The following is a 15,037-nucleotide window of genomic DNA, read 5'->3' as shown; positions in this document are numbered from 1 at the left end:
ATTACGCACATTACTTATTATCGGAGGCCAAGGTGGCTAACTTAGATCCAATAATCTCAGTACAAAATCTTCAACAGAAATTCTCTAAAAACCACGTGCTAAACGATGTTTCATTAAGCATACGCGCTGGCGAATCTGTAGCTATTTCAGGTTCATCGGGTAGTGGAAAAACAACTTTGCTCGGATGCATCATGGGACTAATCCAACCAACATCAGGCGATGTGACCGTCGCGGGGCAAGATATGAGAAAGCTTTCACGCGCAAAAGGTGCGGCCTTTCGGAATCACAATATAGGCATAGTATTCCAAAATGGAGAGCTCATCGAAGAGCTAACAGCAGAAGAAAACGTTGCCCTACCGACTCTCATGAATAAGAAAGATAAATCCGTGTTGGAACGAGCCAGCGAGTATTTACGCAAACTCAAAGTACCAGTGGGGCGTCCGGTCTACTCTCTGTCTGGTGGCGAAGCCCAACGCGTAGCATTTGCACGAGCAACATTCAACCGACCACCGGTTATTTTAGCTGATGAACCAACAGCTAACCTCGACCCGGAATTGCGCGACGAACTCTGTACACTCCTATTCGAAAATGTGCGTGCCTCAAACTCAGCTTTAGTGCTGGTAAGCCACGACCCCGTTGTAAACAATCGCGCCGGTCGGCATTACGTGCTTAACCACGGGAAGCTCACCAAGCAGTAGCTTTTAAATGTTCAGGCTTTCCGCATTTTCTACGTTTTTGGCATTCACCGAGTTTAAGCCACTCATAAGTATTGTTTGCTCGCTTTAGGCGGCTTTGTAATACTTGTTAAGCGAGTTAGGAGAGGAAGTAGATGACTGCTGTTACTTTAGATCGCGTGGAAGCCTCGTTAGGTAGGTTTGGTTTCCAGTATGTGCGGAACAAAGAAACCACGATTGCGGCGTGGGATAACTGCGTCATTTACTTCAGTGTTGAAGGTAATGCGTTAGCTATGCGCGCGTACTGGCGTACTGAAATTAAGAATGAGGAGGATGTGGCTCGGATCGCCGACTTCCTCACGCAGTGGACAACTCCAGATAAGGTTTCGCAAACTTCTATAGACCAGTTGCATGAGGGCCACTACCTCGCACAGGCTGCGTCTGGTGTAGACATAACAAACGGTTTAGAGGACGAGCAAATAGACATCGCGATTAAAGCGACACTGCCGGAATTTTTTCAACTTTTTGACGATCTAGATGCCGCTTTCCCACACTTGAAACCGATCGTGTAACCCAATTTCGCAACAACCGCACCGCCGCCACGAGTATTTTGAGGCATCACCACCGGCGCTGCGGTGCTCCTGGCTACCAGCACTACCAGCAACACGCAGGCGCCCCGGTGTTATTTGGCTGCCACTAACTCGCAGGTATCCCAGTGCTATTTTTTGTCGTATGCGATCCGGTAGGGTGCGCCCGCTGCGGTACCGGTTTTTGGACGCGCATTACGCGGTACTTTACGGCCTGTTAAACGCCGCCGCATCACCGCAGCCCAAACGTCCTTATACTGGTTTCCCCGGTGCAGGTAGCCAGCAAGATCATTCCCAGTGGGGCGGTGCGCGAAGTTACACGGCACCTCCTGGAACGTGAACCCTTGCACCAGCAAATCAATCGTCATTCCAACTTCCACCCCCCAACCGGTAGCGAACGGCATTGCCGCATTCACAGCCTCACGCGTTAAACAACGCTGCCCCGAAAGCGGGGCCTGCTGCCGCCAACCCGTTGCCCGCTCAATCGCACGGCGCGCAAAATTCACCACAAACCCGTGTCCACCAGCACCTTTCTGCGGCGGAAGCGTAGCCACCGCACAGTCCGCAACCCCTAACTGAACGTTCTCAATCAACGACGTTGCCTCAACCGCGCTCTCCCCTAAATCCGCGTCCAAAAAAAGCAGGTGACGAGGCTTACCCTCAGGTAAATCCCGCATCGCCGCCACCTTCACCCCAGTTTCAAGGGCAGACGCTTTTCCCCGAGGAATCGAATGACGTACCACCACAGCCCCACTGGACCGCGCGTAATCCCCCGTGTTATCCCCCGACCCGTCATCCACCACGATCAGCAGATCAACTCCGGGGAGGGCCCGGCAAGACCTCACGGTAGTGGCGATAGTGCGCGCTTCATCGTGCGCGGGAATCACCACCGCCACCTTCTGCTTCTCACGCTTACCCGCAGTCACAACCAACCCCTCCTAAACACTAAACGCGGGTTAACGAACAGACACTTGGCGCGACACCAACCCGGCTCGCACACTGCGCTGCGCATCAGTGAGGGGCGTGGAATCCGCGAGCGCCTCCGAAAGCGCTTTCTCCAGTTCAGCCATTGGCTCCTCTAGCTCAGCGGCTGGCACCTGCTCGGGGAACTCGAACACCGGGATGGAAATCCCAAGCGCGCGGAACGCACCAATAAACCGGGAACCAGACCCAAGCGTCAACTCGTCCCTGTCCGCTAGGCGCGCAAGAGCAGAGAAAAGTTTTGTCTCATCTTCCGTACGCACCCACCGCACAAACAGTTTCGGCATCGTCTGCCAGAACGCAAGTGACGGACCCGGCACAGGTTTAGTAGGCACCAACTCTTTAGACGACTGCTCAATTGCCGCCTGAGTCTGTTCATCCTCCAACTGTTCGGACGTGAACCAGAAAGAAAGGGAATCCTCAATAGAAAGGTCGCCAGCGGAGGAGATCATGTCACCGATCCGAGGGGCGGCGTCACGCACATCCACGTTCACCACGCCTGGCTGTCCCTCACCTTTGTCGAACGCTTCCGCTCGTTTCAACGCTTCTTGCAGCGCGACCCCCAGGTCGTGCGCCACATCCCCGGAATGCGACCGGGTCTGCAAGGCCACCAGCACTTTACCGTCGCCGCGCACACTCGCCTGAGCTTGGTTCGGCAGGATCGTCACGAACAACACCTCGCGCGCACCGTATTCCTCAGTGGTCTTAGCGGGCAGGGTCGCGGCAGGCAGTAACTCGCGCATAGACACCAGCGCACCCTCATAATCTAAACCTTCAAACGGCCGGGCCACATGCGGAATCGGGGGGCGGAACTGCTTCGGCGTGCCCACAACCTTCTTACGACGACTCTTCTTACCCATCAGAATCCTTAAAACTATAAGCCTGTTAAACGACTCAATTGTAGCGTCAAAAACCAGTCAACGGGAAAAAGATCATCGAATCTATGAGCACTACGACACCGATCAATACTCTAGCAACTGTTCCTATTCTCTTTTGCAGGTCAACAAGTACTCCCTACGTGCGCAATCTATATACAGAGCAGCCGTCCACCCAAAGCTAGGAACCGCATTTTGGCATTTTTCTCCCGTCCTTGGGTTCAAGTACTCGACCGGTTGACCACATGCTTCGACATTCCTCATTATCGCTTCACGCAGTTCTCGTGCCTTCTCAATGCGGCCAGCTCTTTCTAGACCGTCTGAAATCAAATAGGTCGTATTCATCCAGGTTGGTCCTCGCCACATCGTCTCCTCATCAAACTCTTTCTCATCCATCGCAACAGTGGGAATGGGGTAATCACTTTGGAACCGCTGACGATCATCAATATCGGAGACTATACCGTCAATAATCTTCGCCGGTAAATCAGCTGCAAAAACACCTAGTAACGACAAGACGGTTCTATCCGTAATGAGAGTACCTTGAGCACGTGCTACAAACATACTTCTGTCTTCATCCCAAAGTTTGAGGAGGCTGTTCAAAACAGTGGTACGGCGTGCTGTAACTTGTCGTTTGAATGTTTCCGCCTCCTCCGTTGTTAAATAGCTCCCTTTCGCTTCTTCTGCCCACATTTCCAGTATGCTATCTTGAACTACCAGGTAGGCAATAAGATCCGGTGAAACTACGGGAAGGTCGTGATCAAAGACAGGTGAATCATCGAGTCCCGAAGAATACGGGTGTAAATACTCAGGTACACCATCGCCGTCCAAATCGGACTCTCTAAACCACCAGTCTTGACTCTTTCTAATTCCCTCGAATACAGAGCTTATAATCTCCCTCCGCTTAGATAATGGAAACTGCTCACAAATCCTCTCCACGCTCCAGGCTGTCAAAGGCGGCTTGGTGAGCGGAAGATGCCGCTTTCCGACTGAGGGCGAGCATTCTATTTCCAGCTTCTCTCGATCAGCTAAGGGCAGATCGTCTGAGCTTGCCAGTATCCCCTCTGGAAACACCACGTCCGGCAATTGCCCATTGGGAAGTGCAAAGTCGATAGCCGTTCTCATCTGTTCTAAAGCTAGCTCCTCATCTCCGTGCGCTAGTCCTATAGCGATGAAATAGGAATCCCACTGCCATTGGCCAACATAGCCAATCTTCGACGGCACAACAGCTCTTCGGAAAGACATGTCTGGTGCCCTGAAAACCAGCATATTGGTACCTAACACCCACCAACACACACGCGCGGCGTAATCTCTCTCGGGAAGCACCTTTGGTTTCTTATCCATCCACTCCCGCACGACTTTATCTGCGTGTACAGTGAACGGGTCCCAATCTAGGTCTATCTCTCCTGACTCACCGTAGCAATCGAGTACAGAGAACATTTGAAAGGAGTTGAGGTTGTATCGGCACTCGACCGAACCAGAACGCTCTTCGCGTAAGACCCATCCATCCGTCATTCTAAAATGACCCCAGAGTTTATTCCTTAATATGTAAATACTTCCAATATCACCTAATTGCACATGCCCGTTTTCGGCATAAATATCACTTATTTTGACTAATGATTCATCTAACGCAATCGTTGCTGCCGCACATTCTTGTAACGGCTTTTCATATTCAACAAAGAATATCCGTATGCAGTTTGCAGCTATAAAGATAACGAAATTAGAACCGGGCACCGTAAACGGCACGCTTCGAAAATCAACAAATGAGTAGATATTCCCGTCCATTCTTGCCTCCGACTATCTCCCGCCAAGTCCCGAGGTTGCAAGGCTCGACATTATTTGTTTCTGACCGATTATAAAAATAATCAACATCGGAACCGTAGATACCGCTGTAGCAGCCATTATAAGTCCCGTGTTAACCCCACCAAATTGCCCTTGAAACTGCGCAAGCAACAAAGGGACCGTAAACAGCTTTGTCCTATTAAGCAAGATAAGAGGCAATAGAAAATTATTCCACGTATCTAATGCAATAATTATCGCCAATGCACCTAAACCGGGCCGAATCATAGGTAAAATTACCTGCCAGTAGATTCGTAGCCTAGAAGCCCCGTCAATAGTTGCAGCATCTTCAAGCTCCTTTGGGACCGATAAAATGAACTGTCTAGCTAGAAAAACTCCAAATGGGTTGACTAGTATTCCAGGAATAATTAAGGATAGGTGTGAATCAACCCACCCGAGTTTGGCCATCAACAAATAGAAAGGCACTAAAGTTACCTGTTTTGGGATCATTTGCGCAATGAGGACAATAGCAAATAGTGCTTTACTTCCTCGGAATTTTATTCGGGCAAACGCATAACCAGCCATAGAGCTAGTTATCAACGCACCAACCACAATTAGCAGTGCAATATACACTGAGTTGAAATAGGCGTTTGCGAACGGAGCTTGATTCCATGCATCAGAAAAGTTCGATAGGGTCCATGGTGACGGTATGAAGGAAAGCGGATCTTTCAAAATTTGAGGTAGTGTTTTAAAACCTGTTAGCACCATCCATACAAATGGCCCAAACATGGCGAGCGCACCCATTATTAAGATAATATGAGTGACTACGTGCCGCTTCGCAATCCAGGTTAGCACCATACGGATGCCACGAGGACTACTACCTTTGCTCCGCTTACCCTGCTTTTCTAAATATGAAACATTAGTTGTCATAGTGAACCCACTTTTTTTCAAATCCGAATTGCATGATAGTGATTAACACAGACAATATCAGCAGGAATATTGCCGCAGCTGAGGAAAGCCCCATCTGTCCTTTCTGAATACCGATATCGTATATATGGTATACAATTGTTCTAGTTGCATTGTCCGGACCAGCATTCTTGACCAGCACAAATACAATATCGAATGTTTGCAAAGACGAGATAAAAGCTATCACTGACTGAAAGAAAATAGTCGGTGATAGGATAGGTAGGATCACGGAATAGAAAATTCTTAGATTACCTGCTCCATCTATTTTTGCTGCTTCTAGAACAGTAGGACTTACATTCTGTAATCCAGCTTGAAAAATAACTACGTTCAGTCCCAGCGAGGACCATATGGTTACCGCGCAAACTGCAAGCAAGGTTAGTCTAGGATCGTTTAACCAATCCGGTGGCGTTGTCCTGAACAACCTACTAATTATCGTTGATAGCAAACCGTCTTGCCGCAATAGCTGTTGCCAAATCAGTGCAACAGCTACAGCAGATGTAACAACCGGTGCAAAGAACAAGATCATGTACGTGGTCTTGTGTTGCAACCTGTTAATCAATACCGCAATTACGATAGCGAGAAACAGTCCCACGGGAACAGTTACGAGCGCTATCACTAAAGTATTAACTACTGCTCTCAGGAAAAGGGGGTCCGTGATCTGACTTTTGAAGTTATCAAATCCAATGAATTTTAGAGGGCCAAATCCATTCCAATCCGTGAAGGCAAGGATAAACGCGAAGACGAATGGGAGAATAGTAAAGACCAGTATCCCTATCGATTGCGGTGCCAGGAAAAATAACGCCCATGCCTTATCTTTTTTTCGCCACGTAGGTTCGCTGCCCTTGTGGGTGAAGCTGCGCTCCCCCCACAAGGTTTGCGATGAGCTTACTTTTGTCGTCATCATTCCGAGCTACTTCTTAGTTTTCTCCGAGATTAGCTTAGCCACTTCGTCTAATGTCTTCTGAGCAGCTTTCTTCCCCTGGTAAAGCGGCAACATATACTCGTTAGCTATAGAGTCAGAGAGTCCTGGCACAACTGCTTCCGGACGATAATTAGAGTATCCGTTATCACGCATTTCCAGTAAGGCATCAACGTGCGCGGGTTTTTGGGAACCACTTACGATGTCATCAATTCCATGGATGGAGGGGAGTGCGTTCCCAGACTGCGAAAGGCGTAGTTTCTGACCATCTTTTGAAAGAAATTCTGCGAGGAATTTAGCTGCTGCATCTTTGTCTTTAGCATTCTTATTAATTGCCAAGAATGACGCTGCAACACCGCTTGAAGCTGGTTTCCCATCTGGAGTAGGCCATCGAACAACGTCATACTGGTCAACAGAGTTCCCGGCTCCCTCAATTGTTGACACCGTGTAACGTCCTTGCACTAGGAATCCAAGTTTATGTTGAACAAACAATGTGTCGGCATCTTGCCCCGAAGGCAGAATATCAGCGACAACAAACTGGCCATTCTTAAATCGCTCAGACCACGTTGCTATCGCGTCTACTGATGCTTTATTTTTGTTTGCTTGGTACTCTCCGTTGTCGTCATAAACAACTCCACCCTGCGATGTTATAATTGAATCGGTGGTTGACCAATAGTTCCAGAACGCAGCTCCAGTCATTCCCGCACTTTTTAATTTGTCAGTCATTTCGAAGAACGCGTCAGTATTCCATTTATCTTGTTCTGCTAGTGTGGCAGGGTCTTCGGTGATACCAGCTGCTTGTAATGCCTCTTTGTCGTACCAGAATGCATCAGGGTTAACATCATTCGGAAGTGCGTATGTCTTACCATCAAGCTGTGCCACTTGATATATTGACTCAGAAAAATCTTCTAGCGATATTGGCGAATCTTGCGCATTCAAATGTGAGTCTAGTGGTTCCAGCACGTTGTTCGAGACAAGGTTTGCAATTTGATCATCCCCTACATAAAACACATCAGGCGCGGTATTAGATGTGAGCTGAGTGTTTAACTTGGAATGATAATCAGTATAAGAAGCTACTGGCTGGAAATTAACCTTTAGGTCTGGATGCTCTTCACCGAATTTTTTATTGAACTGTTCAAATATTTTTAGCTCATCTGGTGTTCCCCAAGTAGACCAAGTAACACTGCCATCTCCATCTTCTTGTGCTGTATCGCTTCCAGATTCACAGGCAGCTAGCGTACTTGCAGAGAGCACGCTTACTACAGCCGCTGCTACAATAAGCTTCCTTAATTTGGTTTTTTTCACTTCTCCCCCTTGAGTAGAGTTCTTTTTCTAACTAACCTTGGAGTCTCTGTTTAGAGATCTGGGTGGCATCGTGGCGCTAACCTCACTATTGAACTCGAGCTCTGTAGTGAACATGGCCGTCAAGATCATGCCGCCACCTAAGAGAAGTCGTAAGGTCACCACCTCTCCACCAAAAACTACTGCAAACAATGAAGCAAACACGGGCTCCATAGTCATAACTATTGCGGCGCTGGGAGCACTCATCCTAGCCTGCGCCCACGTCTGAGCAATCAGAGCGGCTACACCAGCCACAAAAGCCATATAAATCAATGCTGCCCACGATCCGACTGTGGTGGGCAGGCGGATTCCGGTAGGCAAAGCACAAACTGTGCAGAACACAGCAATGCCAATTATTTGAATCAAACCAAGTGTAAACGGATCATCTTGTTTTGCCCATCGTCCAAGAAAAACGATGTGTACTGCGTATAAAACTGAGCCAGTAAAAGTAATCAGTTCGCCTCTACCAACCGCAAAGCCATGAAGACTGAGGACCGCAACGCCGATACCGGCTATAGCTACGGCAAACCATACCTTTCGTGAAATGCGTTCCCGGAAAAGAAGCAACAGAGCTACAGGTGTAAGTACAACATACATTCCAGTTATGAAGCCGGATACCGATGCATGGGTGGTCTTTAACCCGACCGTTTGGAAAATCTGAGCGGAACCATATAAGATCCCAAGAATAATCCCATTACGCCAAGTTCTCTTATTAGCTCTCCTCAATCTTGGGAACATGAGTACCCCAACCACGAGAGCAGCGATTAAGAACCTAACAGAGAGAAAATCTAACGCAGAGATTTCCTGTAGTAAACCCTTGATAAGAAAGAATGTTGACCCCCAAACTGCAGTCACCGCAACTAAAACAGCAACTGGCACAACGCCGGAGGTAGCCCTGTTTGAACCCAGCATCTTCGCCATTCCTTTACGTTATCTCGGTTGCACTTGTGCACGGAAACCGGTTTAACCAGAATTTACAGCAACCGGTTTCCACTGACAAGTTAAAGTGACTCAGCTCACTATATACTCATTTAGGTTGTTCACGGTGAACATTCACCATGTTGAACGCAACCTACGCGTAGTATAGAACTACAAATACAGAGTCTGGTTGCATATCACTCACTCACTCTGGATCAGCAGGCTGTAGTATGAAGGGACTTAAATGCGGCATCGCAGAGCAACTATCGATGACGTTGCTAAACTAGCTGGTGTAACTAAGGGCACCGTATCTAGAGTACTCAAAGGGACATACCAGGTCTCGGAAAAAACCTCTCAAGCCGTACACCACGCAGCTACTCAGTTACATTACACTCCAATGCGACAAGCTCTAGCATTAGCAACCGGTCGCACAAACACCATCGGGATAGTAATAACGGAACCGTTCGACTTATTATTCGAAGATCCAACGTTTCGCACTATTATAAAAGGAATTTTTTCTTACATAGCAAGTGGGGAACTCATCCCAATTTTATTACAGGCCACAAACCACCGCGAGCAAGAAAAAACCCTTCAGTTAGCCACGAATCGAGGTGTGGACGGGTTAATCCACCTTTCACCTTGGGGGGACACTTTTCTGCTTGATGCGCTGCAAGACTGCCGTATTCCGACAGTGCTGTGCGGACAGTTGCCGGAAGAAAAATACAAGGGACATTTCTCCGCCGTGTATGCTAGCGACTTTCAAGGAGGCAAACAAATCGCAGAATATCTGAAGCATAAAGGAATAAAGCACCCATGCGCCATCCTAGGGGACTCCGACCAACCAGCCTCGTTGGACCGTTTACGGGGATTTCAACATGTGTTTCCAAAATTGACAACAAACCGACATGTCTACTTTCGCGATTGGACCACTATCGGAGGATATGAGGGTGTGAAGCATTTATTCCGCAGGGAAGTACAGTTTGACGGCCTGCTGTGTGGTTCAGACCGTATTGCACGTGGCGCCCTAATTGCACTGCGGGAGGCCGGAATCGAGGTTCCAGCCGAAGTGCGTGTTACAGGCTACGATGATGGGAAGATTGCAGATGACACCCCAGGCTTGACAACCATCGCACAACCTATGGAAACTCAAGGACAAGACGCCGTAAAGCTTTTAATAAGTCTTATGGCGAACAACGACCCGGAAACTATAGTCCTGCCCACCAAATTGGTTATACGCCAAACTGCTTAGATCAGTGACACACCAACGCAGCTGCAGTTTTCCTTTCGCTTAAACATAAAAAGCCAGCTCTGGTACGCGAAGCGTTCACTATCATAAAGAACCACACAGATTTTGCAACATCTCCTCCGAGAAAACCATCAAACACATAGCACAAGCTATCCTTCAGTATTTAAAAATTGACAAAAGGATTGTTTGTTGAGCATAATGCATTACAAAAACCGGTTTCCTTAGAATGGCTACGCGAAGGAGCGCGAAATGTGGGAAGGTATTAACCCCTGGGAGAACCCCAATATTACTGGCGAAAATAGATTACCTCCGCATGCATATTTTGTTCCACTTTCATCGCGAGAAGTTCCCCCAACAAGAAAAAGCGCCTCTGGCTTCATCGACTTAAACGGAAACTGGAAGTTCAAGCTCTACCCATCTCCTTTCTCAGTACCCTCAAGTTCAATCACAGAATACGACCCACGCCTAAACACTGTTTCAGTACCTCATATGTGGCAATTTGACGGATATGGGACCCTACAGTACACAGATGAGGGATATCCCTTTCCCATAGATCCACCAAATATACCTAGCCAAACCCCCACCGCGATATATCAAAAAAAATTTGACGTAGACGGATTAGACCCAAATCGAAGATACATTCTGAGGTTTGATGGCGTTGAATCGTATTTTGACGTGCATATCAACGGTCGCTACGTTGGTTTTTCAAAAGGCTCACGCTTGAGCGCAGAATTTGATATCACCAATTTCTTGCTCGAAAAGGATAATTTCATCTGCGTAAAGGTTCTCCAGTATTCTGACGCCACCTATATCGAAGATCAAGACATGTGGTGGGCTTCAGGAATATTTAGAGACGTGTGGATTGTTTCTCGACCCGAAGTCCACATTTTTGACTTCCGACTTGTAACTTCCTACCTAGCATCCAACAAATGCGATTTTTCACTTGAAGTTGATCTGTCAGACCACACGGGTAGTTTGACAGTTGAATGGGAGCTATCAGATGACGCAAAAGTCTTAGCTAAAGACAGGATGAAAGCCGGCAAACAATTTAGATTCCATAGAATTCTTTCAGATTTTACTTGGTGGAATCCCGAGAAGCCTAAATTGTATTCGCTATTTATCTCACTAAAACATGGCGGAGAAACGCTTGAAGTTATTCACCATAGAGTTGGCCTACGCGATATTAGAATAGTTAATGGCGAGCTTCGCCTAAACAACAACTACTTTAAAATGCACGGAGTTAATAGACATGACCATGACCCCAAAAAAGGTCGTGCCATAGACATAGAAACTGCTGCGCAAGATTTGCTTTTGATGAAGGCTAACAATATTAACTCTGTGCGAACGTCTCACTATCCTAACGATCCCAGATTTTATGAATTGTGTGACGAGATGGGTTTACTTGTGATTGCAGAAACTGATCTTGAATCGCACGGTTTTGCTAACGTGGGTGAGCTAAGCAGAATAACAGACGATCCGGACTGGGAAATCAGCTATGTGGATAGGATAGAGCGCCACATTATTGCACAACGTAACCATGCATCAATAATAATGTGGTCATTAGGCAACGAATCGGGATTCGGTTGCAATATTGTCAGTATGTATAAAGTGGCCAAAGGACTTGATCCGACTCGGCCAGTACACTACGAGGAAGACCGGAACGCCGATGTTGTAGATGTGGTTTCCACCATGTATTCGAGAGTCTCACAGATGCACGATTTTGGTGAATACCCACACCCTAAACCTCGTATTATCTGTGAGTATGGCCACGCCATGGGAAATGGTCCAGGAGGACTTGCCGAGTATCAACAGGTTTTCAACAAGTATCGGCACATTCAAGGGCATTTCGTATGGGAATGGATCGACCATGGAGTCGAGAGCAAGGATTCAAATGGAAGGATTTTTTATAAGTACGGAGGCGACTTTGGCGACTACCCAAATAACAGCAATTTTTGCATAGATGGGCTTGTTTTCCCTTGGCGTACACCGAGTCCTGGACTACTGGAATATAAGTTCTTAATTGCTCCCGTGGAGTTCTCTTATGAGAATGGCAAACTCTATGCGAAATCTAGGCAATGGTTCGAACCACTGGAGGATCTATGTGCCCACATAGAATTAACACGCAACGGGTATGTAGTTGCCACCTCCGACAGTAATTTAAATGGTCTACAGCCAGGGGAGAGTATCTTGCTTGAGACTCCTCAAAAATTTGAGTTAGACAACGACTCTCAAGAAGAGGCTTCACTTACCTGTAAGGTATTTGCAACCGCAAACACTCCATTCAGAAAGCATGGTGACTTGGTGGCGCTTTCCCAGTTTCCCCTGACCGACTACTCTCCGGCAAAGCGCAAAAATCACCGTAGATATTTCTCTTGCAACCGTGTAAACAATGAACTGATCATTCACTCGGGTAAAGCAAGATATATATTCGATCTGGTTACGGGAGATTTAACATCGCTGTCAATCGAGCACACAGAGTTAATAGAACAGTCTCCTAAAATAACTTTCTGGCATTCACTAATCGATAACCACCAGCAAGAATTTGACTCATTATGGTCACCTAGTTACTTAGATGTGTGCCAAGAATCGGTGCAATCGGTAGATTACAGGTCAACTAACAATCATTGCACCATACACGTTAAGACCAGAATCGCTCCGCCCTCTCTAGATTTCGGTATGCGGTGTGCGTACACGTGGACGGTACACGATAATGGTGAGGCAGTGGTGAGGGTAGAAGGCAATCCCTATGGTAGTTACGACGAGATCATTCCGCGTATAGGAGTGAGATTAGCAGTTCCTTCATCATTTCAGAACATCAATTATTATGGCAGAGGACCTGGCGAGAACTACCCAGACTCGAAAGCAGCAAGTTATTTAGGGCGCTTCAGCACGACGGTTCGAGAACTCCCGACGCCATACGTTGTTCCGCAAGATAATGGTAATAGAGGCGAAATAAGAGTGTTTACGTTGAGTAATGAGGAAGGTACTAAGCTAAGCATCTTTGCGAACGAGACTCCCCTAAATGTACGAGCTCTACCTTACTCCGACAAACAACTATCCGAAGCTACCCACATGAACGAGCTTGAGGAAGAAGACAGTATTGAGGTAAATATTGACGCTCAACTCCTTGGTTTGGGCTCTAACTCCTGGGGCTCTGAAGTACTCGATGCTTATCGCGTGAGGTTTGCGCCGTTTTCCCACACTTTTTCACTCCAACCCTCTCAATCAGATACGGAGAAGTAATTCAGTGAAGATATTCAACTCCATAACTTTGTTCCGTGAAATAATGGGGGCACATCGTAAATGGCAACGTGCTCAGGAGGCAATCCTTTCACCTGAAAGAAGACCTGACATTACTTTTTCAATCGGTGATTCATTGACCTGGAGAGTAGTCGATCATAATAACCATGAATCGTGCCTTATTGGTTCAAGAAGATACCAAAGAGTTATATATTGTGAGAAGGGGCTCATAAAACTCGAGTACGCCAAACAATTATCCCTAGAACCCACAAATGAATATAGCGACCTTTCAGATACGCAAGAATATGCGGGCCCAACGACTACAATCACTCTTTCTGATGGGATGATTGCAATAGTTGGAATAGATGAAGCTGCTCGCATCGTCCCCGGGTCTAATTTTAAAGGAATCACTTTACGGGTCACCGTGGAAGGACACACATTCCATAACAAATAGATGCGCAAGACTGCTTGAGTTTCAACTGCCCTAGCAAATTACGAAAGCCCAACGTGACCTGTAGTCTTGAAGGGAACGAAGGGAGCTTTCAATGAAGATTATTCTGCCACCAGAACCGAAACTGGATTGGGACTTACCGGGTGATGTGGAACCGGTGTTTCTGAGTGAAAATCAGGAGGTTCCAACTGAGCACCAGGATGCCGAAGCGGCGGTGGTTTGGGGGATGACTCCGGCGGTCCACCCGTTTGTAGACCAACTACCGAACGTGCGCTACTGGCAGTCGATGGCGGCCGGGCCCGACGGCCTCATGTCCTCTAACTTGCGTGCAGACGCGGTGGTGTGTAACGGCGCGCACTTCCACGACCGCACCGTATCCGAACACGCCCTCGCACTCACCTTGGCGTTAGTGCGGCGCGTACCGAAACTGATGCGCGACAAACAGAATCACACGTGGGACACAGCCATGGGACAAGAACGCGACCTGCATTCCGACCAGTGGGTCCACACCGTGGTTGATTCCAAAGTTGTCGTGTGGGGTTTTGGCGCTATCGGACAGGCCATTGGTAAGCGTTTCGCCGCATTCGGTTCCAACGTGGTGGGGGTTGCCCAGTCTGCAGGTACGCGCGCCGGGTTCCAAACCTACGCGGTCGATAGTATTCTTGAGGTCCTTGCTGACGCGGACATTCTTGTTATGGTGCTGCCCCGCGCGGAGAACACTGAGAATGCGCTTAACCAGCAGGTGATTGACGCGCTCCCCGACCGGGCAGTGGTTGTGAACGTGGGCCGCGGATCCACCGTGGACGAATCCGCCCTCGCGGATGCGTTAAAGAACGGTCACTTGTCGGGCGCGGGCATTGACGTGGCGCAAACCGAACCACTACCGGAATCCTCACCTTTGTGGGACACCCCGAACCTCATTATCAGCCCCCACTGTGCTGGCGGACGGCCAGATGGGCTCGTTGACGTAGTGGCCCACAACCTCAAGAAAATAAAGGAAGGGAACGTGGCGGGAATGCGTAACCTGATGCGCACACCGCAATCGAAGTAGGCATTGAGAAAC

Annotated in this window: 13 protein-coding genes; 6 read left to right on the top strand and 7 right to left on the bottom strand. The window is 47.9% G+C overall.

Annotated elements, in window-relative coordinates:
- The first annotated feature begins 32 nt into the window (after positions 1 to 32).
- Together QS713_RS02260 and QS713_RS02255 are read left to right on the top strand one after the other, a co-directional pair.
- The gene (locus tag QS713_RS02260; RefSeq protein ID WP_313272111.1) at positions 33 to 698 is read left to right on the top strand and encodes an ABC transporter ATP-binding protein; all 666 of its coding nucleotides are present in this window, start codon (positions 33 to 35) and stop codon (positions 696 to 698) included.
- Positions 699 to 829: 131 nt separating this feature from the next.
- A complete protein-coding gene (locus QS713_RS02255) occupies positions 830 to 1,246 on the top strand; it encodes a hypothetical protein (RefSeq protein ID WP_313272110.1) in 417 nt (138 codons plus the stop codon).
- A gap of 146 nt (positions 1,247 to 1,392) precedes the next feature.
- Here QS713_RS02255 and QS713_RS02250 read toward each other — a convergent pair whose 3' ends face one another.
- The 7 genes from QS713_RS02250 to QS713_RS02220 form a co-directional block, all read right to left on the bottom strand.
- Complete coding sequence (locus tag QS713_RS02250) at positions 1,393 to 2,187, bottom strand: glycosyltransferase family 2 protein (protein WP_313272109.1); 795 nt, start codon at positions 2,185 to 2,187, stop codon at positions 1,393 to 1,395.
- A gap of 30 nt (positions 2,188 to 2,217) precedes the next feature.
- Complete coding sequence (locus QS713_RS02245) at positions 2,218 to 3,102, bottom strand: DUF5926 family protein (protein ID WP_313272108.1); 885 nt, start codon at positions 3,100 to 3,102, stop codon at positions 2,218 to 2,220.
- A gap of 123 nt (positions 3,103 to 3,225) precedes the next feature.
- Positions 3,226 to 4,899 (bottom strand): MGH1-like glycoside hydrolase domain-containing protein, encoded by a 1,674-nt coding sequence (locus tag QS713_RS02240; protein WP_313272107.1) that lies wholly within the window; start codon positions 4,897 to 4,899, stop codon positions 3,226 to 3,228.
- A gap of 12 nt (positions 4,900 to 4,911) precedes the next feature.
- Complete coding sequence (locus tag QS713_RS02235) at positions 4,912 to 5,823, bottom strand: carbohydrate ABC transporter permease (RefSeq protein ID WP_313272106.1); 912 nt, start codon at positions 5,821 to 5,823, stop codon at positions 4,912 to 4,914.
- A complete protein-coding gene (locus tag QS713_RS02230) occupies positions 5,813 to 6,763 on the bottom strand; it encodes a carbohydrate ABC transporter permease (RefSeq protein WP_313272104.1) in 951 nt (316 codons plus the stop codon). The genes QS713_RS02235 and QS713_RS02230 overlap by 11 nt, the downstream gene beginning before the upstream one ends.
- A 6-nt stretch (positions 6,764 to 6,769) precedes the next feature.
- Positions 6,770 to 8,083, bottom strand: coding sequence for an ABC transporter substrate-binding protein (locus QS713_RS02225; protein WP_313272103.1), 1,314 nt, complete (start codon positions 8,081 to 8,083; stop codon positions 6,770 to 6,772).
- 27 nt (positions 8,084 to 8,110) lie between these two features.
- Entirely contained in the window at positions 8,111 to 9,040 is a 930-nt protein-coding gene (locus QS713_RS02220; RefSeq protein ID WP_313272101.1) for a DMT family transporter, read from the bottom strand.
- A 241-nt stretch (positions 9,041 to 9,281) separates the two neighbouring features.
- On the opposite strand from QS713_RS02220, the gene QS713_RS02215 reads away from it, so the two are divergent.
- The 4 genes from QS713_RS02215 to QS713_RS02200 all read left to right on the top strand — a co-directional run bounded on the left by QS713_RS02215 (position 9,282) and on the right by QS713_RS02200 (position 15,025).
- On the top strand, positions 9,282 to 10,286 hold the full coding sequence (locus QS713_RS02215) for a LacI family DNA-binding transcriptional regulator (protein ID WP_313272100.1): 1,005 nt from the start codon (positions 9,282 to 9,284) through the stop codon (positions 10,284 to 10,286).
- Positions 10,287 to 10,532: 246 nt separating this feature from the next.
- Positions 10,533 to 13,526: a glycoside hydrolase family 2 TIM barrel-domain containing protein gene (locus tag QS713_RS02210; protein ID WP_313272098.1), complete on the top strand. Its 2,994-nt coding sequence runs from the start codon at positions 10,533 to 10,535 to the stop codon at positions 13,524 to 13,526.
- A 4-nt stretch (positions 13,527 to 13,530) separates the two neighbouring features.
- Positions 13,531 to 13,977: a NanQ anomerase/TabA/YiaL family protein gene (locus tag QS713_RS02205; RefSeq protein ID WP_313272096.1), complete on the top strand. Its 447-nt coding sequence runs from the start codon at positions 13,531 to 13,533 to the stop codon at positions 13,975 to 13,977.
- Positions 13,978 to 14,068: 91 nt separating this feature from the next.
- Positions 14,069 to 15,025 carry an NAD(P)-dependent oxidoreductase gene (locus tag QS713_RS02200; RefSeq protein ID WP_313272095.1) on the top strand — a complete coding sequence of 319 codons (957 nt, stop codon included), beginning with the start codon at positions 14,069 to 14,071 and terminating at the stop codon, positions 15,023 to 15,025.
- Positions 15,026 to 15,037: the final 12 nt, after the last annotated feature.

Origin of the sequence: Gleimia hominis, from assembly GCF_032085515.1 — a bacterium.
Classification (GTDB): Bacteria; Actinomycetota; Actinomycetes; order Actinomycetales; family Actinomycetaceae; genus Gleimia; species Gleimia hominis.
Note: the sequence above shows the minus strand (reverse complement) of the source record. Positions and strands in the feature narration are given on the sequence as shown.